Raw genomic sequence first — 25,497 nt, 5'->3', positions numbered from 1 at the left:
CCGGCTCCCCCGATGGTCCGGTTCAGCTCAGGTCGAGCTCGAACCAGACGGTCTTGCCGGTCCGGCGGCTCCCTCGCTGGCCGGGGCGCGGCTGTGCCGTGGCGGGCTCGCCGTGCCGGTCCACGCCCCAGCGGGACGCGAGCCGCTCGAGGAACTGCACGCCCCGTCCGCCGAAATCGGTGACCGTCGGGTCGCGCAGCTCGGGCTGCGCGGTGGACGAGTCCCGCACCCCCACGCGCAGGCGCTCCATGTCCACCTCGACGGTGGCGGTGAACGGCGCCTGCCCGTGGTCGACGGCGTTGGTCAGCGCCTCCGACGTCAGCAGCATGACCGTGCGGCGCAGCGGCATCGGCACCCCGCAGCTCTCCAGTACGTCGTCGACCCAGATGCGGGCGGGGCCGACGTCGCACAGCGACGGGGCGAGCTTGCGTTCCGCCGTGGCGGGACGGCCCGGCGAGGGCGGTCCGGACGGGGAGGCGGCGCGCACCCGAACGGCGAGCACCGCGACGTCGTCCCGCTGCTCACCGGACGCGAGGCGGCGCACGAGGGTGACGGGCAGCGCTGCCGTGGCCGTGTCGACCAGCACGCCGAGCGTCTTCTCCAGCCGGTTCAACCACTGGTCGGGCGTGGTCCCGCGCTGCTCGGCGAGCCCGTCGGTGTAGAGCAGGAGCGTGTCGCCGGGATACAGCGTCGTGAGGTGGTCGGTGCGTTTCGCCGTCGGCCGGACGCCCAGCATCATGTCCGGCAGCACCGAGAGGCGCTCCACCGACCCGTCCGCCCGGAGCACGAGGGGCGGCGGGTGGCCTGCGGTGGACCACGTGAGCTGATAGGCCCCCGCGACCCGCTCCAGCCGGGCCACCACGGCGGTCCCGCTGGCGAGCAGCCCCAGGCCCGAGTTGGCCTTGTCGAGCAGCGACAACAGGGCCGACGGCGACTCGTCGTGGCTCCACGCGAACGCCCGCAGCAAGGACCTGAGCTGGCCCATCTTCGCGGCGGCGCGCATGTCGTGACCGGTCACGTCGCCGATCATGAACATGGTCGCGTCGTCGTCCACCGCCACCGCGTCGTACCAGTCACCGCCGATCTGGTCGGAGCGCGTCGCGGGCGAGTACGTGGCCGCCATGTCGAGGTGCGCCACCTCGGGCAGGCGGCTGAGCATCGCTCGCTGCAGCGTCTTGGCCGACTCGCGCCGTTCCTCCAGGAGCCGGGCCCGTTCGAGCGCGTGACCCGTGTAGTGCGCGAGGCCGGTCTGGAGCGCGTACGAGTCCTTGTCCGGCCCGCGCTCACGTTCCCACGCCAGCATGATGACGGCGACGACGACACCGGCGGTGACCACCGGAAGGAACGCCCGGGCGCCGACTCCCGGGTCGCAGAGGTCCCGCATCCCCGGGTACATCGCGAACAGCTCGTCGCTCGACCGGAAGAGCAGGGGCCGCCCGGTACGGGCCGCCTCCGAGAGCGGCCGGTGGTCGTCCAGCTTGGCCTGCCGCATCCGCTGCGGGAACTGGGGCTCTGCGTGGACCAGCGACCGGTAGGTGATGCCCCGCCCGTCGGCGTCGGCCACGGCGAACGCGCAGTAGCGCGCGCCGATCCCGGCGGTGCCCACCTCTGCGATGACCGCCTCGACCTGGTCCATGGTGTTCGCGTTCGCGAACGCCTCGCTCAGGGAGAGCAGAAACCTGCTGCGGCGGTTGGCCCGGACCGCCGTCTGCTGGATCCGGCGTGCCCGCTCCCGCTCGGCGCGCAGGCGCAGCTCGGCGGTGCACGCCGCGGCGAGGTCGGCCAGGGAGGCCAGGTCGTCCTCCGACCACACGCGTGGCTCGCCGACCACCGCGCAGAGTGCGCCGACGGCACGGCCACGCAGGTCGAAGACGGGGTAGCCGGCGAGCGCGACCAGGCCCATCTCGCGGACCAGGTAGGTCTCGCGCAGCGTGGGGTCCAGGCGGGCGTCCGACGACACGACCGGTTCCGCCCGCGTGGCGATCATGTTCGTGAGGGTGCCGGGGTACTGCAGCAGCCGCTTCGACTGCAGGGGCTCGGGCATGCCCGAAGCGCCCGCGAGGACCTGCCCCTCGGGGACCACGAAGTACACGACCGCTGCCGGCACCTTCAGATGCCGCCGAACCAGGCGGGCAAATCGGTCAAAGGCCTCGTCGGCAGTGGGTGCTCCGAGACCGACGTGCTCGAGGTCCCGCAGCGCCTGGAGGTCCGTCGGCATCTCATCAGTATTGCGAGAGAAGTGCGTGTGCGCGACAGATGTACCGGATGTGTCCCTTTTGCGCTGGGCGGGTAATCTGCGGCCTCGCGGTCACGCCACCCCCTCGGCCACGCCAGCCTCTCGGCCACGTCACACCTCGAGCAAGCCGCGCTGGTGCGCGAGGCTCACCGCCTCCGCGCGCCCCGAGGCCCCCAGCTTGGCCAGCAGGTTGGACACGTGGACGCTCACCGTCTTGGTGGAGATGAACAGGCGCTCGCCGATCTGCCGGTTCGACAGGCCCTGCGCGACCAGGCCGAGCACCTCCTCCTCCCGGTCGGTCAGGGTCGACGCGGTGGCGCGGCGTACGCCCGGCAGGTCGAGCCGCGCCCGCCTGGCCAGCGCGCGGACGGCGTCGGCCAGGGGACGTGCGCCCATGTCCTGTGCCTCCGAGAGGGCCTCGGACGCCTCGACCTCAGCAGCCTCGCGCTCGCCGGCACCGAGCAGGGCCTCGGCCCAGCGATACCGCGAGCGCGCCACCTCGTAGCGGTAGCCGAAGTCGAAGGCGTTCACCGTGTCCTGCCAGGTGGCTGCTGCTGCTCGCCACAGCTCGCCCGGCACCGCTTCGTCGGCGGCGGCGCCCGCTGACCCAGGGACGCGCCCGGCCACGGCGTGCAGACGGGCGTTCTCCGCGGTCGCGCGCTGGAGCCAGGCCCGTCCCTCCGGCCCGAGCACGCCGCCGCGTGGGCGGCCACGCTGGGCGGTCTCCCTGGCGATGGCGAGGAGCGAGTCGCCGCGGTCGAGGCGAGCGGTCGCGCGGGTCTCGACGGCCGTGGCGGCGGGGGAACCGGGCACACCGGCGCGCCCGGCCGTCCGGTCGGCCTCCGCCGCGTCGGCCAGGGCGGCGATCGCCAGCGCGGACAACCAGATCCGGCCGAGGAACACCTCCGTCCACACCTCGCCGAGGTGGTCGGTGATCCGTACTGCCAGGGCCGCCGCGTCGTCGTACCGGCCCGCCCAGGTCAGGGCGTCGACCAGGCAGCCACCGCCGAGCAGGGCGATCTGGCCGTCGCTCTGCCAGTGGTCGAGGAGGGCCTCACCGCGGGTGATCGCGTCGTCGTCGCCCCGGGCTACCGCCGCGTACATCCGGCTCGCGTCCAGGATGTGCTTGGACGTGGCGGGCACACCGTCCGCGGCACGTGCCGTGAGGTCGCCGCGGAAGTAGAGCATGACCTCCTCCAGGATCCGCAGGTTGACGGTGGGCGTGCTCCAGGTCAGGCCGAGCTCCTCGGCCCGGTCGAGGGCGTGTCGCACCCGCTGCTCGGCGGGTTCGAGCTCACCGGCGTAGAAGCGGTTGGCGGTGGCGCTGTAGAGCGTGCGCATCTCGGTGAGCGCGTCGCCGGCCTCGATGGCGGCCGCGCGCGCCTCGTCGAAGAGGGCGGCGGCGCGGTCCGGGTCGGCGACGTCCAGGACGGCGAGCGTGGACAGGGCGGCGGCGAGGGCGCCGGGCTGCCCGACTGCCCGTGCCTCCTCGATGGCGCACTCGGCGTGCTCGCGCGCGTCGTCGTCCCGGTCGATGATCATCGAGACGCGGGCCAGCAGGGCGTTCGTCCAGATCCGTTCGGGGCTGCGCTGCGGAAGCACCTGGAGGGCGGCTCGCAGGTCCGCGATCGCCGCCTCGACCTGCCCTGGCTCCTCGTCCCACGTCGGCAGGTCGAGGTACCGGTGCACGAGCACGTGCTGCAGGCCGGCCCGCCGCACGGGATCGTCGACGCTGTCGGCCGCACGCCGGGTCAGCTTGACCGCTCGCATCGGGTCGCCCGCCCGCGCGGCCGCCTCCCCGGCGAAGAGCGCGACGGCGACCCGGTCGCTGCCGATCCGTTCCTCGGCGTCCGGGACGGACTCCCACAGCGCCAGCACCTGCTCCCAGTGCCTCAGCTCCTCCTCGGGTGCGAGCAGCCGACGCGCCCGCAGGGCGGCGTCCCGCGACGCGCTGAGCGCGGCGGGCAGGTCGTGCCCCTCGAAGGCGTGGTGCGCGCGCTCGGCCGCGCTGCCGATCGGCATGCCGTCGGGCCCGTCCTGCTCGATCACCGCGAGGTAGGCGCGATGCACCGCCGAACGTTCGCCCGGCAGCAGGTCGGCGTACAGGGCCTCCGCCAGTAGCGCGTGGCGGAACTCCAGGTGCACTCCCGACACCACGAGGACCTGTTGGGTGACCGCCTCGCGCAGCGCGACGTCGACGTCCAGTGCGCCCCACCGGGCGGTGGCCGCCCGCAGCAGCTCCTCCCGCACGCGGCGTCCGGCGACCGACGCGATGCGCAGCACCTGCTGCACGTCGGGGTCCAGCCGTTCGAGCCGCGTGCGGAGCACCTCGGTGAGCGTCCAGGGCAGGCTGGCCGAGTCCGGCCCGGCGTCCAGGAGCTCCTCCGCGAAGAATGCGTTGCCCTCGGACCGCTCCAGCACCTCGGCGAAGCCCGCGGCGCCCAGCGGCCGGCCGGCCAGGGCAGTCGTGAACTCGCGCAGCTCGCTCTCGTCGAACGGCCGCAGGTCTATCCGCTCGACGTGCTCCAACCGGGACAGCTCGGCGAGCAGCGGGCGCAGCGGGTGGCGTCGGTCGACGTCGTCCGACCGGTAGGAGACCACGATCAGGACGTGCTCCGACCTGGCGCGAGCCGCGAGGAAACGCAGCACGTCGCGCGTCGAGGCGTCGGCCCAGTGGGCGTCCTCGACCACCAGCACCAACGGCCGCTCGGGCACGCCGGCCACCGCGAGGCTGCGTGCGATGCCCTCGAAGAGCTGGAGCCGCTCGTCGTGGTCGGCGTCGCCGCTCCCGCCGGGCTCCAGGAGCCGCCACAGCGCGGGCCGCTCCGCCACGAGCTCCGCCACCCGGGCGGCGGCCTCGGGCCCCGCGGCCCCGGTCTGCAGCTGAGTCAGCGCGTCCGTGAACGGGAGGTACGGGATGCCGACCTGCCCCAGGTCCACACAGTGCACGACGACGGAGCTCGCGCCCGCCCGCTCCGCCGCCTGGGCGACGTGGCTGAGCAGACGGGTCTTGCCCACCCCGGCGTCGCCGCCCACGAGCACCAGACCGGGCCGGCCCGCAGAGGCGCGCCCCACTGCCAGCAGGAGAGAGGCGACCTGCTCCTGCCGGGAGACCAGGGGAATCGTCGTAGACCGTCGCACCTGCCCATCGTGCCACCGGCCACCGACAGTCCCCCCGGTCTCGTCCGCCTCGGCGCCCGTCTCGATCACGCGAACAGGCCGCGACGGGTGGTGGTGGCCACCGGGCGCATACCGGCGACGCCCGCCCTGATCTGCTCGGCGCGGTCGGTCCGCGCCTGGCGCTCGGTGCGCTCCGTCCTGCGTGCCGACCGCCACTCCGAGCGGCGCCTCGACCGGAGGTGCCGGTCCGCGCCGCCGGCCCGCCGGCCGCCCCAGGCCTTCCTGACCTCCGCCTGCCGGTACTCGATCTCCGCCTCGGCGGCGGGTCCCCACATCGACATGATTCCTCCGGATGTCCCCGGCGGGCCGTGTGCCCGTCCGGCTGATGAGGAAGACACTCGTCCTGAGGCCGGTGGCACCGGATCGGTCGATCGGGCAGTCCTGGCGGACCGAGTGCCTCAGAACGACGTCTGAGGTACCTCTGAGGTGCCCCGACCTGGTCTGAGGTGCCCCCGCTCGGGCGCTCGGCCGGCGTCACGGAGGACGAGATCCAGGCAGTTCACAGCCTCGCTATTGCGATCTACGTCACACCGGACGCACACTGGAACAAGTAGCGGACCCAATTCGGGGGTGGAATCGTGACCGGAACCGAAGCTGGAACGTACGACATCTTGCCCATGCTGGGCCGTGGGAAGCACCGCAATCCCAAGAAGGGTGCGTGCTTCATGGAGCTCGCATCCTTCCTCGCGGGCGAGAAGTGGAGTGATCACCCCGCCTGTACGCACCCGCTGATCGCGATGCTGGCCCGCGCGGTGAACGACCTCACGGCAGACCACGCGCGTCCCCAGCTCGCGCCACTCATCCCGTCGGTCATCGGGCTGACCAGCACCGATCCGCGCTGGGACGTGCGCATCGCGCTGCGCGCAGCGCAGACGGCGCTGCCCGTGTCACCCGCCGACCGTCAGCAGACGCTCGCCGTGGCGATCCTCGGGTCGGAGCGCATGCTCGACGTCCTGGAGGACCGTCCGTCAGGCACCCTCGCACCGGAGAGCAAGGACGCGCTCGCGGCCGTGCCGAAGACGGCGGCCTGGGCCGAGCGGTTCTGCGCAGGCACCAGCGTGCGACCCAAGCGGTTCGTGCGCGACGCCGCGCCGAGCGTGGTCTCCACCGCGGTGCAGGGCATCTCGGAGGCCTTCATCCCCGACGTGGACGCCCGGCTGCGGAACCTCCTCGCCGCCACCATCGACGACGCGCGCCTCTGGACAGGGAGCGCGGACGACGGCTCCCGTTCTCTCGACCCGCTGGCGTGGGGCCCGGTGGTGAAGGCGGCGCCGACCACCTGACCTGCCCGGCCGACCAGAGGCCTGCTCGGCCGACCAGAGGGACCGGGTCGGGGCGTACCAGGGGGTCGCCCCGACCCGAGTCGTGTCCGAAGGGTTCTGCGGTCCTGTCGATCGGGTGGCCGCGAGATCGTCACCACGGTGTCAGACAGACACCGACCGGAGGACTGAACCATGCGCTACACAATCTTGCTGCACTACCCGGAGATGACGCCGGACGACCTCGGCGCGGACGGCTGGGCGGAGGGCGAACGCGCCTTCGACGCCTACGCCACGGCACTCGACCAGGCGGGGGTGCTCATCTCGGCGGAGGTGCTGCAGCCGTCGTCGTCCACGACCACCGTCGCCGTGCGCGACGGCGAGCTGCGGATCCAGGACGGCCCCTTCGCGGAGACGAAGGAGCAGCTGGGCGGCACGTTCGTCGTGGACGTGCCAGACCTCGACGCCGCGCTCGCCTGGGCGCAGAAGGCGCCGTCGGTCCAGTGGGGCACCGTGGAGGTGCGCCCGTCGGCCACCCACTTCGCGAACGGGTCGTGGACGCGCTGATCGAGCACGACGACGTTCGGGCTGCCGCGGACGCGGCAGCCCGCACGTCGTACGGCCGCCTGCTGGCGCTGCTCGCGGCACGTGACGGTGACATCCAGCGCGCCGAGGACGCCCTTGCCGAGGCCTTCGAGCGCGCCCTGCGTCACTGGCCCGACGACGGCGTGCCGAACAATCCGGACGGCTGGCTGCTCACCGTGGCCCGGAACCGGCTGCGTGACCTGTACCGCTCAGCCGCGCTGCGCACCACGACGCCTGCCGATGCCGCGCCAGAGCCGGTGGCGGCACCCGAGGAGCCCGGACCCGACGCCATCGGGGACCACCGGCTGGAGCTCCTGTTCGTCTGTGCCCACCCGGCGGTCGAGGCAGGTATCCGCACCCCGCTCATGCTGCAGACCGTGCTCGGTGTCGAGGCGCGCGACATCGCAGCCGCGTTCGCCGTGCCCGCGCCCACGATGGCGCAGCGCCTGGTCCGGGCCAAGCGCCGCATCCGTGACGCGCGCATCCCCGGCCGCGACGAGATGCCCGATCGCCTGCCACCCGTGCTGGAGGCGGTGTACGGCGCGTACGCGATCGACTGGCGCGGGGCGGCACCAGAGGTCCGGGGCTCCCTCACCGGCGACGCGCTCACCCTTGCCCTGCTGCTGGCGCACCTGCTGCCCGAGCCGGAGGTGCTCGGCCTCGCCGCGCTCCTCTGCTTCTCCGTGGCGCGGGCGGACGCACGCGGGACCGACGGCGCCTTCGTGCCGCTCGACGAGCAGGACGTCACCCGCTGGGACGCCGCACTGATCGAGCGCGGCGAGGCGTTGCTCCGGCGTGCGCTCGCCGGGGCCGCCGCGCCCCCCGACCTGCCAGGCCGGTTCCGGCTCGAGGCCGCCGTCCAGTCCGTGCACTGCGCCAGGGCCCGCACCGGGCGCACCGACTGGCCTGCGCTGCTCACGCTGCACCGGGCGTTGCTCCGCGTCGCCCCGACCCTCGGAGGAAGGGTGGCGCTCGCGGCGGTGCTCGGCCGGGTCGACGGCCCGGAGGCGGGACTCGCCGAGCTGGACGAGATCGCGGCGTCGGACGCGGCGTCGGGCAGGTTCCAGCCGTTGTGGGCCACCCGGGCGCATCTCCTGGCCGAGGCGGGCAGCGTCGATGCCGCCCACGCCGCCTATGCCAAGGCGCGCTCGCTCACCACCGACCCGGCCCTGCGAACGTTTCTGGGGAACCGGGCCGCCGCGATCGGGCCGCCGTGACCGGGTGAATTTTGTCGCCGCGGTCACAAATCGCGACGTCGTCGCTCCCTACCGATGAAACGAGCTCCTGGTACGTCCTGGTCACTGAGGGCGTCCGCTCGAGGGGCCAGGGAACGGGGATCGACCATGACGACCAGCACAGCAGCGCTCACCGGCAACAACGTCGCCGAGATCGAGCGCGACCTGCGGCGCATGGAGCTGCTCAACCGCCGCGAGCACAGGATGCGGGCCACCGCTCGCACTGCACCGACGATCTCGTACCTCAAGCTCGCCACGCGCCCCCGTGACCGGTGGCGGTACCCGGACGCGTGACGTCGACGGGCGGGGCCGCAGATCCAGGGGGTTCGGCGGCCCCGCTCTATTTCACCCGGGCTCGCCCCAATTCTCCCAAGAGATAACACGTGCTGACCATGACGGTCCCCTTAGGCTCCAGGGCATGAGCGGACACCCTTCACCCCATCTGCCCGCGGACGGTCATGCGCCGGTACCGCCTCCGCCAGGTGGGTACGCCACGGTGCCGCCGGCCGGAGGGCCGCCACCCGCGGTTCCGACTCCGCCACCCGCGGCTCCGGCTCCGCCCCGCAAGGGCACCCGGGCGCTCATCATCGGCATCGTCGTCCTGGTCCTCCTCGCGCTGGGCGCCGGGGCCTGGTTCCTGTTCCGCGAGCCGCCCGTCCCCGACCCTGAGGTCGCCGCTGAGGAGCTGGCGGCCGCACTCGAGGCGGGCACACCGGCGGACGTCCCGCTCGTGATGGAGACGTCGGCGTCGCCGGACGAGCAGTACGCCCGGGTGTTCGAGCAGATGCTCGCCGCCGTCGGCGAGGACTCCGGGACCGTCACGGTCAAGAGCGTGACGCCGATGCAGGAGGGCGACGGCGGCACCGCGACCGCCACCGCCACGTTCGCCTGGACCTGGCCCGTCGCGGCGGAGGAGGCCTGGGAGTACGAGACGGTCACCGAGCTGACCTACCCGGGCCCGACGGACGGGGAGGCCGGCGCGTGGGAGGCTACCTGGGGCACGGACGTCCTGGTCCCCGGCCTGGAGGCAGGCGAGCGGCTGGCTGTCGAGCGCACCGAACCGTTGCGTGGCGAGATCGTCACGACCAGTGGTGAGACGCTCGTCGGCATGACGCCGGTGCACCACGTGGGCATCGACAAGACCCGGCCGGGCTGGGACACCGCCGCCACGAAGCTCGGCGACGTTCTGGACTTCGACCAGGCGACCACCGAAGACATCGCCGCACAGGTGGAATCGGCCGGGGCGAAGGCGTTCGTCGAGGTCATCACCATCCGCGAGAACGACCCGGAGTACGACTTCGACGCCGCCATGGCTATCGACGGCGTCGTCGGGATCCCGGACGAGCTGCCGCTCGCGAAGGAGCGCGACTTCGCCCGGGGCGTGCTCGGTTCGGTCGGCGAGGCCACCGCGGAGATCGTCGAGAAGTCGGAGGGTACCGTCAAGCCAGGCGACATGGTCGGTCTCTCCGGCTTGCAGGCCGCCCACGACGACCGGCTGCGCGGCGTGCCAGGACTCGCGGTGACCATCGAACCCGCGGAGGGCGAGGGTCGCGAGGCGTTCACCATCGATAAGCAGGACGGCGAGCCGGTGACGATCACGCTCGACCCGGCGACCCAGCGCCGCGCCGAGTCCGCGCTGGCCGACCTCGACGACCTGGCGAGTGCCATCGTCGCGATCAAACCGTCGACCGGCGAGGTGCTCGCCGCGGCGTCGGGTCCGGGTTCCGACGGGTACAACACGGCGACGCTGGGCCAGTACCCGCCCGGGTCGACGTTCAAGATCGCGACGTCCCTCGCGATGCTCCGCTCGGGGATCACGCCGGAGACCGCGCTGCCGTGCACGGCGACGATCAACGTCGAGGGCCGTGAGTTCCAGAACGTGCCCGGTTACCCCACGTCCGCGATGGGAGACGCTGTGCCGTTCCGGACGGTGTTCGCGAACTCGTGCAACACGGGCTTCATCTCGCAGCACCAGAAGATCTCGCAGCAGCAGCTCCACGACGCCGCGGCGTCGCTCGGTCTGGGCGTCGAGCCCGCGGCCTTCGGGGCGGCGGTGGCGCTGGGCGACGTCCCGACCGAAGCGCCGGCCACCGAGCACGCCGCGTCGATGATCGGCCAGGGCAAGGTGCTGGCGACACCGCTCGCCATGGCCACGGTCGCGGCGAGCGTCTCGGCCGGCCACACGGTGTCGCCGTGGCTGGTGGAACCGTCGGGCGAGAAGGAGGCCGACGCGCCGTCGGGCGACCTGACCGCTGACGAGGCGGCCACCCTGCGCGACCTGATGGGCGGCGTGGTCGAGGAGGGTTCGGCCGCGGTGCTGCAGGACGTGCCGGGAATCGTCGGCGCGAAGACCGGTACCGCGCAGTTCGGCGACGGGAGCAAGGCGCACGTCTGGATGCTCGCCATCGCGAACGACCTGGCGGCTGTCGTGTTCATCGAGGAGGGCGAGCTCGGCTCGACGACGGCCGGCCCGGTGATGCACGAGTTCCTCAAGGGCAGCTGACCCGCTGGCCGTCCAGCGGCCGAGCTCGCCGTCGTCGGTCGGGCTCGCCGTTCGGCCGACGTGCCGAGGGGGTCAGCCCTTGAAGCCGGCCTCCTCGCACGTGGCCTTGTACTCCTTGATGGCCGTCTCGACCGCCGTGGGGCGGGCGATGGAGCCGTCGAGCGCCTGGTCGAACGGCGCACGCACTGCCTCGAGGTGGGCGATGCTGACCTCGTCGGACTTGCCGATCAGCAGGCCGATGTTGCTGCTGATGTCGCTGACGGTGCCGGTGAGCTCCTCGCTGAGCGGAGCCTGGACGGCGTCAGCGGCCTGCGAGACCGTCGAGACGATCGGGCCGGTGAAGAACGCGTTGCACGACTCGACGAGGTCGTACTCGCCGGTGCTGACGGGGGCTTCGGCGACGGGCGAGGGAGCGTCTTGCGCGACCTCTTCGCCCGACGGGCTGAAGTCGCTGGCCATGTCCTCGAGGGCGGCGCATCCGGACAGCAGTAGTGCACAGCTGACCAGTGCGGCCGTTGCCCAGTTCTTGCTGGTGCTCACGATCTACTTCCCTCACGTCATCGGGTCAGAAAAGTGCGTTCGGTCGCACTCGCCCGCGAGTCTAGCGGCACCCCCGCAACAGGAGACCAATCGTTGCCGGGCGCCCGGGCCACCGGAGTGGCCTGGGCGCCCGGCACCTGCGCCGGCCGCCGCTGAGCGGCAGACAGCGGCCGTCAGCGGCCGTCAGCGGCGGTCAGCGGTCGTCGTCAGCCGGCGGCTGGTCCTGCGGCGTGGGAGCCGCGGGGGGTGCGCCGGCCGCCGTCGGACCGGCCGCCGGGCCGGCGCTCGGGTGGGCCGTCGGGTAGGGGTCCGCCGAGCGGAGCACGGCGAGACGTGAGCGGTACTCGGCCTCGTCGATCTCCCCGCGGGCGAACCGGGTGCCGAGCAGCGTCACCGGGTCGGCGCCCGCCGCCGCGTGCGCCGCCCAGGGGCCGCCCCATCCGCCGCGTGCTCCGCGCCGGGCGCGGCGGGCGATCAGGATGATCACCGTCGCGAACAGCAGGAACCAGAGCAGCGGGATGATGAAGAAGAACGGGCCGGGTCCGTCCCAGCCGTTGTGGGGCCCGTTGGCGAGGACCTCCGTCGTCGCGGTGAGCATGTCGACCTCCAGCATTCGGTTCGGCCGGACGTTCCGGCCACAGCACCAGGCTCTCGCCGCCCGACGCCGGGGTCGTCGCCCCCGCGTACCTGTTCCCCTACCCCCGTGGTGCCGTATCCCCGGCCCACCTCTACGCGGCCCAGCTCTACCCGGCCCAGCCGGGGCGCACCAGGCCTGCCTCGTACGCCAGCACCACGAGCTGAGCGCGATCCCGCGAGCCGGTCTTCATGAGCACGCGCGAGACGTGCGTCTTCACCGTCGACTCCGAGAGGTACAGCTTGCCCGCGATCTCGTCGTTCGCGAGCCCGCCCGCCACCTCGACGAGCACCTCGCGCTCGCGCGGCGTGAGCTCGGTCAGCGCGGGCACCGGCCGCACCGTACGCGTCGCCTCCGCGACCTTGGCCAGCAGCCGTCGTGTCACCGTTGGCGACAGGAGCGCGTTGCCCGACGCCGCCACGCGCACCGCCCGCACGAGCTCCGCGGGCTCGGTGTCCTTGACCAGGAATCCGGAGGCCCCGGCGCGGATCGCCTCCGTGACGTACTCGTCCAGCTCGAACGTCGTCACCACCACGACGTGCACGCCCGCAGCCCGCGGCTCGGCGATGATCCGCCGCGTCGCCTCGAGCCCGTCCAGCCCCGGCATCCGGATGTCCATGAGCACCACCTGGGGCAGGTGGTCGAGGGTGAGGGTTACGGCGTCGTCACCGGTCGCGGCCTGGGCCACGACGCGCATGTCGTCCTCGGAGTCGATCAGTGCGCGGAAGCCGCCGCGGACCAGCGCCTGGTCGTCGGCGAGCAGGACGTCGATCATGTGGTTTCTCCGGGCTCGGGTCGGGTATCCGTCTGTTCGGCAGAATCCTGGCGGGTCGGCTCGGCCCGCGCTGCGAGCGGGAGCGTGGCCCGGACCTCCCAGCCCGCCCCGTCCGGGCGCGGACCCGCGTGGAGGGTGCCGCCAGAACCCTCCACGCGTTCACGCATCCCGAGGAGCCCGTAGCCGGGTTCGGTGGGTTCGCCGGAGGGCACGGCCTGGACGCCGTCGTCGGCCACCACCACCTCGACGCTCTCGTCCCGGGTGACCCGCAGCGCCACCCGGCGGGCCGACGGCGCGTGCCTGCGCACGTTGGTCAGCGACTCCTGCACCACACGGTGCACGACGCCGGCGACGTGGTCGGGCAGGTCGCCGATGCCGGGGGCGAGGTCGACGGTGACGTCGAGCCCGTCGGCGCGAGCCTGGTCGGCCAGGTGACGCAGCCCGCTGAGGTCCCAGGTGGGAGTGAGGGGCGCGGCGTCGGCAGGCAGCGTGCCCGGGGGCGGCGTCGTGCCCTCGCGGACTATGCCCAGCACCGTGCGGACCTCGGCGAGCGCGTCCTTGCTGGTGTCGCGGATGTTGGACAGGGCCTCACGGGCCTGCCCGGGATTCTTCTCGAGCAGGTGCAGTCCCACGCCGGCCTGCACGTTGATGGCGGACAGGGAGTGGGCGAGGACGTCGTGCAGCTCGCGCGCGATCCGCAGGCGCTCCGAGGCGACGGCGGTGCGTTCGCGTTCGGCCGCGGTCGCCCTGGCCGCGGCTCGCGCCGCCGTCCGGCGTGCGATCCGGTCCCGGGCGGCGCTCGCGATCAGCAGCACGACGGCGATCCACGCTGCCCCGGCGATCATCGCCTCGATGTTCAGGAACCAGGCACCGCCCCCGTGGCCCCAGCCGGAGCCCGGCCCCCACTTCTCGTGCCGGCTGGGCGGCAGGTCGGCCACGAGTCGCTCGATGCGCGGGGCGATCAACGCGGCGACGGCGCCGACGGCCCCGGCGAACAGGGCGGCGCCGGACCACGCGATCCGGCGGGCACGGCGCACCTCCCCGCTGAGCATGACGCCTGCGAGCACGGCGATCGGACCGAGGAAGACCGGGCCCCACGGGCGGCCGAGCAGCAGAAACGTGACTGTGGCCGCGACAGTCAGGACCGTGGCGAGCGCAGGACGGCGGGGCAGGAGGAACAGCAGCGCCGCCGGCGCGACGAGGAGCAGGAGCGCCCCGACCAGGCCGGGCTCTGTCGCCCAGACCTGGCCGCGTGCCACACCGACCGAGCCGAGGTTGGTCGCGATCGCCACGGCCACGGCGACGAACGCACGTGGCCGGGTGCGGTCGAACGGCCCGGGGGCGTGCGGCTCCACGGGGGTGTCGCCCGGAGGTTGGGAAGTACCCAGCATGCTCGCACGCTACGCCCGGCGGCGGCCGGCCACGTCGGACCGCGGTGCCGGTGCGTGTCGTACCGGGGTGCCGGGGCGAGGTGCGGTGACTGTGGTCGGCAGAACGTCAGGTGATCGGCAACCCGGGTTACCGAACACCTGACCTTCTACCGACCACGTGCGGTCCCTGCGTGCCCGTGCTCAGCGCTCCAGCACGCGGCCCGCGCCGCGCCCGCCGTCTCCGGCCGGGTCCCAGGTGTAGACCTCCGTGCCGGTGATGAAGACGCGCTCCGCGCGCGCCGTGGTGTCGAGCGGGTCGCCCGACCAGAGCACGACGTCGCCGTCGAGCCCCTCCTTGATGGCGCCCACCCGGGTGTCCAGGCCGAGGAACGACGCCGGGTTGGTGGTGATAGCAGCCAGCGCGGTGGTCCAGGGCAGCCCGTCGCGGAGGGCGAACGTCGCCTGGTGCACCAGGAAGTTGATGGGGATGACGGGGTGGTCTGTGGTGATGGCGACGCGGACGCCGGCCTCGGCCATCTTGACCAGGTTCAGGATCGAGCGGTCGCGCAGCTCGACCTTGGAGCGGGACGTGAACATCGGGCCGTAGATGACCGGGATGTCCTTCTCTGCGAGGACGTCGGCGATCTTGTGGCCATCGGTGCCGTGGTTGATCACGAGCCGGTAGCCGAACTCCTCCGACAGGCGGATCGCCGTGGCGATGTCGTCGGCGCGGTGCGTGTGCTGGTCCCAGGCGAGCTCGCCGGCGAGCACGCGGGCCAGCGTCTCCTTGGCGAGGTCCCGGTCGAACGGCTTGCCCTCGGCCGCCGCGGCGTCGCGCTGCGCGACGTAGTTCTGCGCGTCGACGAAGGCCTTGCGGATGACGTTGGCGACGCCCAGCCGGGTGGAGGGGAGCTGTCCCTTGTCCCCGTAGACCCGCTTCGGGTTCTCGCCGAGGGCGGACTTCACCGACACGCTGTCGCTCACGAGCTGTTCGTCGACGGTGCGGCCGCCCCAGGTCTTGATCGCGACGGTCTGGCCGCCGATCGGGTTGCCGGAGCCGGGCTTGATGACCGCGGTCGTCACGCCGCCGGCGAGGGCGTCACGGAAGCCCTCCTCGTCCACCTGGATCCCGTCCAGGGCGCGCAGCGCGGACCCGTCGGGGCCGGTCATCTCGTTGGTGTCGTTGCCGGCCCACCCCTCGCCCTCCTCGTGCACACCGAGGTGGCCGTGCGCCTCGACGAAGCCGGGCAGGAGCCACTTGCCCTGGGCATCGATCGTCGCAGTGCCCTCGGGGACCGTCACGTCCTGGCCGACGGCGGTGATCACGCCGTCCGTGATGAGGACCGTCCCGTTGTCGACGGGCTCGGCCGCGACGGGGACCACGTGGGCGTTGATGATGGCGATGGTGGAGCGGGTTGTCATGGGTACATCATTACCCAGGCTAACGAGATTCCGGCAATGTGGCCGGAGCTGGTGGAGCCGGACTGGTGGAGCCGGACTGGTTGAGCCGGGCCGGTTGGACCCGGGAAGGGCGAGCCCAACACCATGCGCGCCATCCTCGGCGTTTCGCGTGCACGGTGTTGGGCTCGATGACCCCGGTTCGCTCAGCCGGTCGACGCAGGGTTGGTCGCCCTGCCGTCGAGCCACAGGGTGTCGGACGCGTCCGCATGCGACCCGGACGAACCGACGTGCTTGGCGCTGATCTGCGGCCCCTTGGTGATGACCTGGACCATGGCCATGCCGTGCCCGCGGCCCAGGCCGTAGTCCTCCTTGAGCCACTCGAGGATCGGGCCGGCCTTGGTGGACGGCGTGAACCCGCGCTCCTCCGCGAGCGTGATGAGCTCGCGCGGAGTGTGCCCTGTCTTGGTCTCGACGGCGTCGAGGTAGGCCTGGAATGACATGGAACGTCCCTTCACGTGCGGTGCAGTGCCGGTCGGCGCCGCGTTCTACCAGGTCAGACGGCGGCGGCCCACGGAACTCATCGCCGCGTCGGACCGGCACCCCAGACCCTCGCTCAGGTGGCCGGGCCCAGGAGATCCGCCGCGGCGGCGATCCGGGCCGGGTCGCCCGGCGTCGGCGTCCACGGGAGGCGGAGCGAGTCGCGGTCCGGGCTGTCACGGAACCGTGGCACCACGTGCAGGTGGAAGTGGAACACGGTCTGCCAGGCGTCCGCGCCGGCGCAGTTCAGGAGGTTCACGCCGTCGGCACCGAGCCGCTGCACGGCACGGCCCGCGATCCGCTGCGCGGTGAGGGTGCAGGCGGCCAGGTCCTCTGGCGTGATGTCGTGCAGGTCGCGCGCGTGACCTTTCGGGATCACGAGCGCATGACCGTCGGACGCCGGGTTGATGTCCATGAAGGTGAGCGTGCGGTCGTCCTCGTCGATCCGGGTCGAGGGCAGCTCGCCGCGCACGATGCGGCAGAAGAGGCAGTCGGGGTCCTGGGTCATGAGGGGGACCCTAGCGAGACATCGGCCATGCGCGTCGAGGTCCACGTGAAGGTCCTCCACCAGAATGCGGTAAGGCACGGCCCAGCGCCCTGGAGCAGGCCAGATCGCATGCTCGAAGCGGACCGGCCGGCACCGGCATCGGGGTCCGGAACGATGTCCCGACTCATCACACGGCCCGCATCCATAGACTCGAACCCGTGGACTTCTACAACGCCTACGCCCAGGGGTTCGCCCGGGTCGCGGCCTGCACCATCCCCGTCGCCGTCGCCGACCCCGCCGCCAACGCCGCAGCGATCCTGGAACAGGCGCGGCGGCTGCACGACGACGGCGTGGCCGTCGCGGTGTTCCCAGAGCTCTGCCTGAGCGGCTACGCCATCGACGACCTGCTCATGCAGGACGCCCTGCTGGAGTCCGTGCTCGAAGCGCTCGCGGAGGTCCGGCAGGCCAGCCTCGACCTCACCACGATGCTCGTCGTCGGCGCGCCGCTGCTGGTCGGCAGCCGCCTGCTCAACGCCGCCGTCGTGGTGCACAGGGGGCGGATCCTCGGGGTGGCACCCAAGTCCTACCTGCCGAACTACCGCGAGTTCTACGAGAAGCGGCAGTTCGCCCCCGGCGACGAGTACCGCGGCACCCTCAGCCTGCTCGACGAGGAGGTGCCGATCGGCCCCGACCTGATCTTCCGGGCCGACGACGTCCCCGGCCTCGACCTCCACGTCGAGGTCTGCGAGGACATGTGGGTGCCCGTGCCGCCGAGCGCGCTGGCGGCGCTCGCTGGCGCGACGGTGCTGCTGAACCTGTCCGCGAGCCCGGTCACGGTGGCGCGCGCCGAGGACCGTCGCCTGATCGTGCGCAGCGGGAGCTACCGCTGCACCGCCGCGTACGTCTATACGGCGGCTGGTCAGGGCGAGTCGAGCACCGACCTCTCCTGGGACGGCCAGACCATGGTCTACGAGGCGGGCGACCTGCTCGGCGAGACGGAGCGGTTCCCCGACGGCGCCCGCGCCACCGTGGTCGACGTCGACCTGGACCGGCTGCGCCAGGAGCGGCTGCGGCAGGGCACCTTCGACGACAACCGGCGCGGGCTGGGGATGGGCGTGGCGGGTTTCTCGACAGGCTCGACCACCGGGGGCGGCTCGACCACCGGTACGGGCGCGACCAGCCGGGGCTTCCGGGACGTCACCTTCAGCGTGCACCCGCCGCAGGGCGACATAGGCCTGCGCCGCAAGGTGGACCGCTTCCCCTTCGTGCCCGACGACCCCGAGCGCCTGGCCCAGGACTGCTACGAGGCGTACAACATCCAGGTCACCGGGCTCGAGCAGCGCCTGCGCGCCATCGGGCAGCCGAAGATCATGATCGGCGTCAGCGGCGGTCTCGACTCGACGCACGCGCTGATCGTCGCCGCCAAGGCGATGGACCGGCTGGGCCGGCCGCGCACCGACATCCACGCGTTCACCATGCCGGGCTTCGCGACGGGCGCCGAGACGAAGGACCGGGCGATCCGGCTCGCCGAGGCGCTGGGCGTGACGTTCCAGGAGCTCGACATCAGGCCCGCCGCCGAGCAGATGCTGCGCGACCTGGACCACCCGTTCTCCGATGGCGTCAAGCAGTACGACGTGACCTTCGAGAACGTCCAGGCCGGGCTGCGCTACGACTACCTGTTCCGGCTCGCGAACCACCGCGGCGGCATCGTGCTCGGCACGGGCGACCTCTCGGAGCTGGCGCTGGGCTGGTGCACGTACGGCGTCGGCGACCAGATGTCGCACTACGCGGTGAACACGGGCGTGCCGAAGACGCTGATCCAGCACCTCATCCGCTGGTCGATCGACAGCGGGCAGCTCGCCGCGGAGGCGAGCAGCCCGGTCAACGCCGTCCTGGCCGAGATCCTCGAGCAGGAGATCACGCCGGAGCTGATCCCCACCGAGGAGGGCGAGACCCCGCAGTCCACCGAGGCGACGGTCGGGCCGTACGCGTTGCAGGACTTCACGCTGTTCCACGTGCTGCGGCGCGGCTACCGCCCGTCCAAGATCGCGTTCCTGGCCTGGCAGGCGTGGCACGCGGTGGACGACGGCGAGTGGCCGCCCGGGTTCCCGTCGTCGGGCCGCACGGAATACGACCTGGCGACGATCAGGCGCTGGCTCGACGTGTTCGTGCGCCGGTTCTTCGCCTCGCAGTTCAAGCGGTCGGCCCTGCCGAACGGCCCGAAGGTGTCCCCCGGTGGCACGATGTCGCCGCGCGGCGACTGGCGCATGCCGTCGGACGCGCCGCCCGCCGCCTGGCTCACGGAGCTGGAGAACAACGTCCCGCAGTCCTGACCCGACGTGGTGGCGGGCGCGGTCGTTGTGCCCGTGGCGGACACGTAGCCGCAACGGTCAGGCCCACAGCAAGGACGAGTAGGGTGCCGCTATGCCTGCTGTCTCCGTAGCCCTGGCTCGGCCCGGGAGCCGTCGCCTTGTCCGCGTGATCACCGTGTTCGCCGGGGTCCTGACCTTCGCGGCGCTGCTGCTGGTGGGCGGCCCGGCGAGCGCGCACGACCAGCTCCTGTCGTCCGACCCGAAGGACGGCGCGACGCTCGACGAGCCGCCGGCGAGCATCACGCTCACCTTCAGCTCGGCGCCGCTCGACACCGGCATCGAGATCGTCCTCGCCGGCCCCGACGGCACCACCGCGCGGGGCGAGGACATCCAGGTCGATGACGAGGTGGTCACCGCACAGCTCGCCGACGACCTGCCGGCAGGCGCGTACGACGTCGCGTGGCATGTGGTCTCCTCCGACGGCCACCCGATCGACGGCGAGTTCAGCTACGTGGTGGAGGGCTCTGCCGAGTCGAGCGACGAGCCCACCGACGGATCGACGGCCGCGGCCACCGAGGAGCCCGAGATGTCGACGCAGGAGGCGGCGCCCGTCGACGAGCCCACCGACGGCGCCGAGGAGTCGGGCCCGGTGTCCGAGCTCGCCGGCGACGGAGACGGCGCGGGCGTCAGCGGCCTGGCCGTGACCGGCGGCATCCTCGCTGCGGTGCTCGTGGTGCTGGGCGTCGTGGTGATGATGCGCCGCAAGATCCTCGAGAACGACAAGCTGCGCCAGGCCAACGAGGCCGACCCCGAGGACCCGGACGGCGACAAGCCCAACGAGAACCAGCCCAAGGGCTGATCCGGCCGGGTCAGCGCGCCCGGACCGCCAGGATCACGGTCACCACGGCCGGCACGAGCAGGATGGCGCCCGCCGTGTTGACCGCCTGGAATCCGCCCCACGCGAGAAGCGGGCCGGCGAGCGCGGCGGAACCCGCGCCGAAGTAGTTCATCAGCGCGTCCGTAGCGCCCTGCAGCGGCAGCTTGACGTGTGGTTCGGACACGGACGCCAGCACCGCCGACGACGCGATCACGCACGCCGACCAGCCCAGCCCGAGCAGCACGAGCGCCACCGCCGTGAGCACCTCCGTGTCGAGCCCCGGAGCGGTGGCGCCGTGCCCGGCGTGCGCTCCGGCGTCGGGCACCAGGGCCGCCGCGGTGAAGCCCAGCGTGACCGCCGCACCCTGGAGCACCATCCCGCCGACGGCGACGCGCAGCGGGCCGAAGCGGTCGGCCAGCCACCCGAACACCGGGCTGAAGGCGAACATCCCCAGCACGTGCAGGCTGATCACGATGCCCACCAGCCGCAGCGACATGCCGCCGTGCAGCATGTGCACTGGCGTCATCACCATCACCATGATCATCACGCCGTGCGCCACGGCGGTGGTCACCACGGCGAACCGTGCCTGCGGGTGCGCCCAGGCCCAGCGCAGCGCGGCGAGGGCACCGGTGCGCCTCGGTTCGGCGCGCCCAGCGCCGTCGCCCCGCCCGCCCGGCTGCCCGACGGCGGTGCGGGCGCTCGCCACCGCCAGGCTGCCCGCCGGGTCCCGGTAGAGCGCCGCGAGCAGGAGCCCGGCGAGCAGGTACGCGACGATGGAGAAGAGGTACGGCCCGCCGAGGTCGGGCACGCCGAACCCGCTGCCCAGCGCCGCCCCGGGCGCGGCGAGGTTGGGGCCGACGACCGAACCGACCGTCGTCGACCACAGGACTATCGACATCGTCCTCGCGCGCGCGCCCGAACCCACGTTGTCGGCGGCCGCGTACCGGGACTGCAGGTTGGTCGCGTTCGCCACGCCGTAGAGGGTGAGGCCCACCAGGAGCACGACGAGCTGCCCGAGGACCGCCGCCGTGACGATGAGCAGCGCACCGATCGTGGACAAGCCGTACCCGAGCGACAGCGCCCAGCGGCGTCCGCGGACCTGGGCGAGCGTCGCGAGCGGGATCGAGGCGACCGCGGCCGCCAGCACACCGACGGCCTGCGCGAGGCCGGCCATGGACGTGCCACCGAGGCTCTCCGCGAGCAGCGCTCCGACGGCGGCACCGGACGCGACGCCGACCCCGGCCAGCAGGTTGCTGAACACGAGCACGACCAGGTTGCGGCGCGCGTGCGGCACCTTCTGGGGGGCCTTCTCAGAGGCCTTCCCGGGGGCCGGCTCGGCAGGCTCGGCGACCGTCTCGGAGGTGTCGACGGCGCCCTCGACGGTGACTGGGACCTCGGACGGCGGTTTCTCCACGATTTCCTCTCATTGGCGTTGCACCTACCGGAACGGTAGACCGCTATGGGTTGCGGAAGTCATCGGATAATGCGTGGTGACACTGCCTCGGGAGCCGTTACACCGTCGTCGTCCACAGGCTCGTACACAGGTTCGCGTCCTCTGAGAGCGGAAAGTTACCCACGACTCGCCGTAGAAGTGCCCGTTCTCCGCGAATTCCTGCCGATCTGCTGGCAGTATGGGGCCTCGTCGTCGGGCGGGTACCGCCGCACGACGTGACCGAAGAAGGGAACCGCATGTCGCTCAACAAGTCCGAGCTCGTCTCGGCCATCGCCAACAAGGCTGAGATCAACAAGACCGAGGCCGAGGCCGCGCTCAACGCCTTCCAGGAGGTGCTGATCGAGTCGCTCGCCAAGGGCGAGGCCGTCAAGGTGACGGGCTTCCTCTCGGCCGAGCGCGTCGAGCGTGCCGCCCGCACGGGCCGTAACCCGCGCACCGGCGAGGAGATCCAGATCCCCGCGAACTTCGGTGTGAAGATCAGCGCCGGCTCGCTGCTGAAGAAGGCCGTCGCGAAGTGACGCTTCTCCGCTGATTTTCCAGCGACGCGAAGGCCCGGCTCCCCACGGGGCCGGGCCTTCGCGTGTCCGGGAGGGTGTGCTGCCTGCCCTACCGCGGATGATGTGCACGTACGTGCACATCGGGTCGATGTGTACGTACTTGCACATGGAGTGAAAGTGCAGGTACGTTCACATCATGGTGATACGTGACGCGCACTCGCTGGGCATCGGTCTGAGGGCGGCTCGTCTGAAAGCTGGGCTGACTCAGGCAGAGCTGGCGGAGCGGTCCGGCGTGTCGCGTCGCACCATCATCAACGTCGAGAACGGCCATTCCGCCGGCGAGATCGGCCGCATCATCACCATCGCACGGGCGCTCGGTCTGGTCATGGTCCTTGAGGAGGCGTCGAACACCGGCGACGTGGGCATCGATCTGAAGTGGGGGGACCTGTGACCGACCGTTCTCTTGCGGTCCACCTCTACGGGCAACGCATCGGCACGCTCGTGCAGACGGCTGGAGGCGGCCACTTCTTCACCTATGCCGAAACGTACGCCGAGGCCGGTGGCACCCCATTGTCTCTGGCGATGCCCATCGCTCCTAGCTCCTATGCCAAGAAACGGATCGATCCGTTCCTCGAAGGACTGCTCCCGGACAACAGCGACGTTCGCGAACGATGGGGGCAGAGGTTCGGCGTCAACGGGCGCATCACGTCTCGCCGAGACGATCACGCCAACCGCGTTACACCACTATCAGGGACGCAACTGACGTCGCTTCGGCGTTCCCCTACGAACCTACGAGTACTGCCCACGAGCTGGACCTTTCAGCGATGGGCATCGGTGGGGAGAAGAAGTTCGGTCTGGTGACGGCAACCCACTGGGGAAAACTGGCTCGCCAGTGCCGCATGTCAGCTGACCGGGTTCGAGCGATCGTCCGGGAGCTCGCCACTGACATTCCAGGAGCGCTGGAGCAGGCGTTCGAAGAACATCGCACGGCAGCGCTGCGAGATCGGATGCTCACTCGGGTCGGGGAACATTGCGCGGCTGCGCTCGCGAAGCTCTGACCGTGCTCACCGTCACAGGTCGCCCTTGCGTTCCAGGTATCGCATCGCCACCCAGCCGATCGGGACCCGGCCCCAGTAGGTGCACAGGCGGTACAGGATGGTCACGGAGAACGCGATGGTGGCAGGCACTCCCGCGGCGGACAGCCCGGCCGTCAGGGCGCCCTCGACGCCACCCAGGCCGCCCGGTGTCGGGATGAGTGCGCCGAGCGCGTTGCCCACGAGGTTGACGAGAGCTATGTCGACCAGCGAGAGCGACTCCCCGAACGCCGCGAGGCAGCACCACAGGGCGACGATGTAGCCGAGCGTCATGATGAGGTTCCCCGCGACGCCGAGCGCGAGCCGGCCCGGGTGGCTCAGCATCTGGGCCAGCCGGGGCCACACCTGCCGCAGCCGCGGCCGGATGTACCCCATGCCCCACCGCCGCACGGGCGGCACCAGCAGCGTCGCGACGACGGCGAGCGCGACACCTGCCAGCGTGATCAGCACCGCCGGGGACGGCAGCTCGACGAGCGCACCGGACCCGGTGAAGATCGACAGGGCCACGAGCAGCAGCACGGTGACGACGAACTGCGACACCTGCACCAGCGCCACGGTGGCGACCGCCATCGACATCGCGACCCCGCGCTGGGTCAGCAGCCGCAGGTTGAGCGCGGCCGGCCCGATCCCCGCGGGCGCCGCCAGCGCCACGAACGAACCGGCGGCGGCCGTGAGCGTGGCGCGTCCGATCGGTACCCGGGCGGGGGAGAACGCGACGAGCGTGAGGCCGGCCCCGAGCCAGGTGAGGATCGCGAGCCCGAAGGCCAGCGCGATCCACCACGGATTCGCGTCGCGCACTGCCTGGGCGATCTCGTCGAAGTTGATGGTGGTCACGATCACGGCGACCGCGGTGATCATCAGCGTCGTGGTGAGCACGGTGCGCGCGCTGAACCTGGAGATCCGCTGCGGCTGCACGCTGGCCTCGGGCAGACGTTCGACGAGGGCGTCGCGCAGCTCGCCCAGGAGGCCCTTCGCGCGCCGCACCTCCTCACGCGTGGTGCGGGGCAGGGCTATCGACTGGATCAGTGGGCCGATGGCGGCGATGTCGGCGTCGGGCAGGGCGCGCACCGCGGAGGCGACGGCGCGTCGCGGCCCGACCCGCAGCCCGAGGAGGGCGAGCATCTGCACGAGGTCGAGGCGCCGGGACAGCGGCGACGAGGCGATGTCGCCCTGCTCCCAGCCGGTGATCCACACGTGGGCGTCGTCGTCCTCGTCCGGCGCGGAGTCGCGGTGCGTGAGCAGGACGTCCTGGGTGAGAGCGCGGTGTGTGAGGCCCGTGGCGTGGGCCCGGCCGAGCTGCTCCCAGGCCTCGGCGAGGACGTCGTCGTGCACGTCGTCGTCGGGCAGGTCCCGGAGCGAGACGGCGGGGGAGGCGTGCTCCAGGACGAGCGCTATCGAGTCCCCGAACTCGCCGATGCCCAGGAGCCGCGGGGTACGGACCCCTGCGGCCGTCGCGGCGTAGGACAGCAGGGCGGTGCGCTCGGCGACGGCCTTGAGCGAGATTGCCGCCCGCCCCTCGATGCCCCGCAGCCTCAGGGCCCGCCACAAGCGGGTGATGAGCCCGACGACCTGACGGTCGCCGTCGAGCACGACGACGTCGCGGCGCACGCCGTCGTCACAGTTCAGGGCGTACACGCGATGGTCGCCGGCGCGGCTCAGGGCGACCGCCACCGGGTCGTCGGAGGTGCCCTCGGCCGGGACATGCACCCGGATGAGCGACGTCGGCACGTAGCCGGCGCGGCGCACGGCGGCCACGAGCTCCGCTCCGTAGGCGCGCTCGCTGCGGGTGCCCGACACGTACTGCACGGACGAGCCGGCGAGCCGCCCCAGCAGGAGCGCGACCAGCACGCCAGGCAGCGACACCTGGCCGGTGATCAGGACGATCAGCAGCGCCGCGAACATGAGGTTCCAGGAGATCCGGACGGTACGACGCCGCGTCGCGGGCCCCGCGACGGTGAGCATCGCGGTCACGGCGACGGCGTACTCCGGGATGGTCAGTACGTACCCGACGCCGCGCTCCCACACCGACAGGCCCCGCACGAGCTCGTCCGAGCCCAGGTGCTGCACCAGGACCGTCGTGAGCACGCCGAGCAGCAGCCCGAGGACCGCCGCGACGATGGACTCGATGATCTGCCGGCCCAGGCGGCGGACCGCCAGCTCGATCAGCACGGCGACCGGGGCGAACAGGCTGACCAGGCCCTGCAGCACCGCGACGGGGATGAAGAGGATCGTCGCCAGCAGGTCGTTGAAGCCGCGGACGTCCTCGGTGACGCCCTCCGTGGTGCCGTGGGCGACGACCGACAGGATCATGACGCCCGCGACGCCGAGCGCGCACCCGATCATCCAGACCAGCGCACGCGGGTGCCGCACGCGCTCCTCCGGGGAGTCGACGACGCGGACGAGGCCGAGGCCGGATCCGGCCGGCGCTCTCTGCGGTGCGTCGGAGCGTTCGGCACCGGCGTCAGCGCGGCCGGTGCGCGAGTTGGACATCTTCGGATTCTAGGGGCGTTGGGTCGCGCATG

Annotated in this window: 23 protein-coding genes; 11 read left to right on the top strand and 12 right to left on the bottom strand. The window is 72.2% G+C overall.

The window, feature by feature from the left end; all coding sequences use genetic code 11:
- Positions 1-22: 22 nt before the first annotated feature.
- The 3 genes from AB0F40_RS02750 to AB0F40_RS02740 all read right to left on the bottom strand — a co-directional run bounded on the left by AB0F40_RS02750 (position 23) and on the right by AB0F40_RS02740 (position 5,697).
- Positions 23-2,218 carry a SpoIIE family protein phosphatase gene (locus AB0F40_RS02750; RefSeq protein ID WP_357463802.1) on the bottom strand — a complete coding sequence of 732 codons (2,196 nt, stop codon included), beginning with the start codon at positions 2,216-2,218 and terminating at the stop codon, positions 23-25.
- A gap of 129 nt (positions 2,219-2,347) precedes the next feature.
- Entirely contained in the window at positions 2,348-5,377 is a 3,030-nt protein-coding gene (locus AB0F40_RS02745; RefSeq protein WP_357463799.1) for an AAA family ATPase, read from the bottom strand.
- A 65-nt stretch (positions 5,378-5,442) separates the two neighbouring features.
- The gene (locus AB0F40_RS02740; RefSeq protein WP_357463796.1) at positions 5,443-5,697 is read right to left on the bottom strand and encodes a hypothetical protein; all 255 of its coding nucleotides are present in this window, start codon (positions 5,695-5,697) and stop codon (positions 5,443-5,445) included.
- 297 nt (positions 5,698-5,994) lie between these two features.
- Here AB0F40_RS02740 and AB0F40_RS02735 point away from each other — a divergent pair, with 297 nt between their 5' ends.
- The 5 genes from AB0F40_RS02735 to AB0F40_RS02715 all read left to right on the top strand — a co-directional run bounded on the left by AB0F40_RS02735 (position 5,995) and on the right by AB0F40_RS02715 (position 10,998).
- Positions 5,995-6,699 (top strand): hypothetical protein, encoded by a 705-nt coding sequence (locus AB0F40_RS02735; protein ID WP_357463793.1) that lies wholly within the window; start codon positions 5,995-5,997, stop codon positions 6,697-6,699.
- Positions 6,700-6,870: 171 nt separating this feature from the next.
- A complete protein-coding gene (locus AB0F40_RS02730) occupies positions 6,871-7,242 on the top strand; it encodes a YciI family protein (RefSeq protein ID WP_357463790.1) in 372 nt (123 codons plus the stop codon).
- Complete coding sequence (locus AB0F40_RS02725) at positions 7,230-8,477, top strand: DUF6596 domain-containing protein (protein WP_357463787.1); 1,248 nt, start codon at positions 7,230-7,232, stop codon at positions 8,475-8,477. Before AB0F40_RS02730 ends, AB0F40_RS02725 begins: the two co-directional genes overlap by 13 nt.
- 126 nt (positions 8,478-8,603) lie before the next feature.
- Positions 8,604-8,789 carry a hypothetical protein gene (locus AB0F40_RS02720; protein WP_357463784.1) on the top strand — a complete coding sequence of 62 codons (186 nt, stop codon included), beginning with the start codon at positions 8,604-8,606 and terminating at the stop codon, positions 8,787-8,789.
- A gap of 124 nt (positions 8,790-8,913) precedes the next feature.
- The gene (locus AB0F40_RS02715; RefSeq protein ID WP_357463781.1) at positions 8,914-10,998 is read left to right on the top strand and encodes a penicillin-binding transpeptidase domain-containing protein; all 2,085 of its coding nucleotides are present in this window, start codon (positions 8,914-8,916) and stop codon (positions 10,996-10,998) included.
- A 72-nt stretch (positions 10,999-11,070) separates the two neighbouring features.
- Here the strand turns inward: AB0F40_RS02715 and AB0F40_RS02710 are convergent, their stop codons facing one another.
- From AB0F40_RS02710 to AB0F40_RS02680, 7 genes are all read right to left on the bottom strand, one after another.
- Positions 11,071-11,538 carry a hypothetical protein gene (locus tag AB0F40_RS02710; protein WP_357463778.1) on the bottom strand — a complete coding sequence of 156 codons (468 nt, stop codon included), beginning with the start codon at positions 11,536-11,538 and terminating at the stop codon, positions 11,071-11,073.
- A 193-nt stretch (positions 11,539-11,731) separates the two neighbouring features.
- Entirely contained in the window at positions 11,732-12,136 is a 405-nt protein-coding gene (locus AB0F40_RS02705) for an SHOCT domain-containing protein (protein ID WP_357463774.1), read from the bottom strand.
- Positions 12,137-12,281: 145 nt separating this feature from the next.
- Positions 12,282-12,947: a response regulator transcription factor gene (locus tag AB0F40_RS02700; protein ID WP_357463771.1), complete on the bottom strand. Its 666-nt coding sequence runs from the start codon at positions 12,945-12,947 to the stop codon at positions 12,282-12,284.
- Positions 12,944-14,338 (bottom strand): histidine kinase, encoded by a 1,395-nt coding sequence (locus tag AB0F40_RS02695; protein ID WP_357463768.1) that lies wholly within the window; start codon positions 14,336-14,338, stop codon positions 12,944-12,946. Before AB0F40_RS02695 ends, AB0F40_RS02700 begins: the two co-directional genes overlap by 4 nt.
- Before the next feature lie 180 nt (positions 14,339-14,518).
- Complete coding sequence (locus AB0F40_RS02690) at positions 14,519-15,739, bottom strand: amidohydrolase (protein ID WP_357463765.1); 1,221 nt, start codon at positions 15,737-15,739, stop codon at positions 14,519-14,521.
- Between the two features lie 182 nt (positions 15,740-15,921).
- Entirely contained in the window at positions 15,922-16,218 is a 297-nt protein-coding gene (locus tag AB0F40_RS02685; RefSeq protein ID WP_357463762.1) for a DUF4287 domain-containing protein, read from the bottom strand.
- A gap of 113 nt (positions 16,219-16,331) precedes the next feature.
- Positions 16,332-16,763 (bottom strand): HIT family protein, encoded by a 432-nt coding sequence (locus AB0F40_RS02680; protein WP_357463759.1) that lies wholly within the window; start codon positions 16,761-16,763, stop codon positions 16,332-16,334.
- Between the two features lie 197 nt (positions 16,764-16,960).
- Between AB0F40_RS02680 and AB0F40_RS02675 the strand changes: the two genes are divergently transcribed.
- Both AB0F40_RS02675 and AB0F40_RS02670 read left to right on the top strand, forming a co-directional pair.
- Positions 16,961-19,075 (top strand): NAD(+) synthase, encoded by a 2,115-nt coding sequence (locus tag AB0F40_RS02675; protein ID WP_357463756.1) that lies wholly within the window; start codon positions 16,961-16,963, stop codon positions 19,073-19,075.
- Between the two features lie 91 nt (positions 19,076-19,166).
- Positions 19,167-19,913: a copper resistance CopC family protein gene (locus tag AB0F40_RS02670; protein WP_357463753.1), complete on the top strand. Its 747-nt coding sequence runs from the start codon at positions 19,167-19,169 to the stop codon at positions 19,911-19,913.
- Positions 19,914-19,923: 10 nt separating this feature from the next.
- Here the strand turns inward: AB0F40_RS02670 and AB0F40_RS02665 are convergent, their stop codons facing one another.
- Positions 19,924-21,345: an MFS transporter gene (locus tag AB0F40_RS02665; RefSeq protein WP_357463750.1), complete on the bottom strand. Its 1,422-nt coding sequence runs from the start codon at positions 21,343-21,345 to the stop codon at positions 19,924-19,926.
- Positions 21,346-21,620: 275 nt separating this feature from the next.
- Here AB0F40_RS02665 and AB0F40_RS02660 point away from each other — a divergent pair, with 275 nt between their 5' ends.
- The 4 genes from AB0F40_RS02660 to AB0F40_RS02645 all read left to right on the top strand — a co-directional run bounded on the left by AB0F40_RS02660 (position 21,621) and on the right by AB0F40_RS02645 (position 22,939).
- On the top strand, positions 21,621-21,902 hold the full coding sequence (locus tag AB0F40_RS02660) for an HU family DNA-binding protein (RefSeq protein ID WP_253872310.1): 282 nt from the start codon (positions 21,621-21,623) through the stop codon (positions 21,900-21,902).
- A 175-nt stretch (positions 21,903-22,077) separates the two neighbouring features.
- Complete coding sequence (locus AB0F40_RS02655) at positions 22,078-22,332, top strand: helix-turn-helix transcriptional regulator (RefSeq protein WP_357463747.1); 255 nt, start codon at positions 22,078-22,080, stop codon at positions 22,330-22,332.
- Positions 22,317-22,742 carry a HipA N-terminal domain-containing protein gene (locus AB0F40_RS02650; protein WP_357463744.1) on the top strand — a complete coding sequence of 142 codons (426 nt, stop codon included), beginning with the start codon at positions 22,317-22,319 and terminating at the stop codon, positions 22,740-22,742. The genes AB0F40_RS02655 and AB0F40_RS02650 overlap by 16 nt, the downstream gene beginning before the upstream one ends.
- On the top strand, positions 22,706-22,939 hold the full coding sequence (locus AB0F40_RS02645) for a hypothetical protein (protein WP_357464064.1): 234 nt from the start codon (positions 22,706-22,708) through the stop codon (positions 22,937-22,939). The genes AB0F40_RS02650 and AB0F40_RS02645 overlap by 37 nt, the downstream gene beginning before the upstream one ends.
- Positions 22,940-22,951: 12 nt before the next feature.
- Here the strand turns inward: AB0F40_RS02645 and AB0F40_RS02640 are convergent, their stop codons facing one another.
- Positions 22,952-25,465 carry a lysylphosphatidylglycerol synthase transmembrane domain-containing protein gene (locus AB0F40_RS02640; RefSeq protein ID WP_357463741.1) on the bottom strand — a complete coding sequence of 838 codons (2,514 nt, stop codon included), beginning with the start codon at positions 25,463-25,465 and terminating at the stop codon, positions 22,952-22,954.
- Positions 25,466-25,497 lie beyond the last annotated feature (32 nt).

Origin of the sequence: Promicromonospora sp. NPDC023987, from assembly GCF_040639055.1 — a bacterium.
Lineage (GTDB): Bacteria > Actinomycetota > Actinomycetes > Actinomycetales > Cellulomonadaceae > Promicromonospora.
The sequence above is the reverse complement of the archived record's forward strand: the minus strand, read 5'-3'. Positions and strand labels throughout refer to the sequence as shown.

Excerpts from the sequence above, each read along its gene's own strand:
- AB0F40_RS02690 (WP_357463765.1), bottom strand. The coding sequence starts at position 15,739 with ATGACAACCCGCTCCACCATCGCCATCATCAACGCCCACGTGGTCCCC.
- AB0F40_RS02700 (WP_357463771.1), bottom strand. The coding sequence starts at position 12,947 with ATGATCGACGTCCTGCTCGCCGACGACCAGGCGCTGGTCCGCGGCGGC.
- AB0F40_RS02720 (WP_357463784.1), top strand. The coding sequence starts at position 8,604 with ATGACGACCAGCACAGCAGCGCTCACCGGCAACAACGTCGCCGAGATC.
- AB0F40_RS02695 (WP_357463768.1), bottom strand. The coding sequence starts at position 14,338 with ATGCTGGGTACTTCCCAACCTCCGGGCGACACCCCCGTGGAGCCGCAC.
- AB0F40_RS02670 (WP_357463753.1), top strand. The coding sequence starts at position 19,167 with ATGCCTGCTGTCTCCGTAGCCCTGGCTCGGCCCGGGAGCCGTCGCCTT.
- AB0F40_RS02645 (WP_357464064.1), top strand. The coding sequence starts at position 22,706 with ATGGGCATCGGTGGGGAGAAGAAGTTCGGTCTGGTGACGGCAACCCAC.
- AB0F40_RS02705 (WP_357463774.1), bottom strand. The coding sequence starts at position 12,136 with ATGCTCACCGCGACGACGGAGGTCCTCGCCAACGGGCCCCACAACGGC.
- AB0F40_RS02660 (WP_253872310.1), top strand. The coding sequence starts at position 21,621 with ATGTCGCTCAACAAGTCCGAGCTCGTCTCGGCCATCGCCAACAAGGCT.
- AB0F40_RS02680 (WP_357463759.1), bottom strand. The coding sequence starts at position 16,763 with ATGACCCAGGACCCCGACTGCCTCTTCTGCCGCATCGTGCGCGGCGAG.
- AB0F40_RS02640 (WP_357463741.1), bottom strand. The coding sequence starts at position 25,465 with ATGTCCAACTCGCGCACCGGCCGCGCTGACGCCGGTGCCGAACGCTCC.
- AB0F40_RS02685 (WP_357463762.1), bottom strand. The coding sequence starts at position 16,218 with ATGTCATTCCAGGCCTACCTCGACGCCGTCGAGACCAAGACAGGGCAC.
- AB0F40_RS02730 (WP_357463790.1), top strand. The coding sequence starts at position 6,871 with ATGCGCTACACAATCTTGCTGCACTACCCGGAGATGACGCCGGACGAC.
- AB0F40_RS02740 (WP_357463796.1), bottom strand. The coding sequence starts at position 5,697 with ATGTCGATGTGGGGACCCGCCGCCGAGGCGGAGATCGAGTACCGGCAG.
- AB0F40_RS02655 (WP_357463747.1), top strand. The coding sequence starts at position 22,078 with ATGGTGATACGTGACGCGCACTCGCTGGGCATCGGTCTGAGGGCGGCT.
- AB0F40_RS02715 (WP_357463781.1), top strand. The coding sequence starts at position 8,914 with ATGAGCGGACACCCTTCACCCCATCTGCCCGCGGACGGTCATGCGCCG.
- AB0F40_RS02750 (WP_357463802.1), bottom strand. The coding sequence starts at position 2,218 with ATGCCGACGGACCTCCAGGCGCTGCGGGACCTCGAGCACGTCGGTCTC.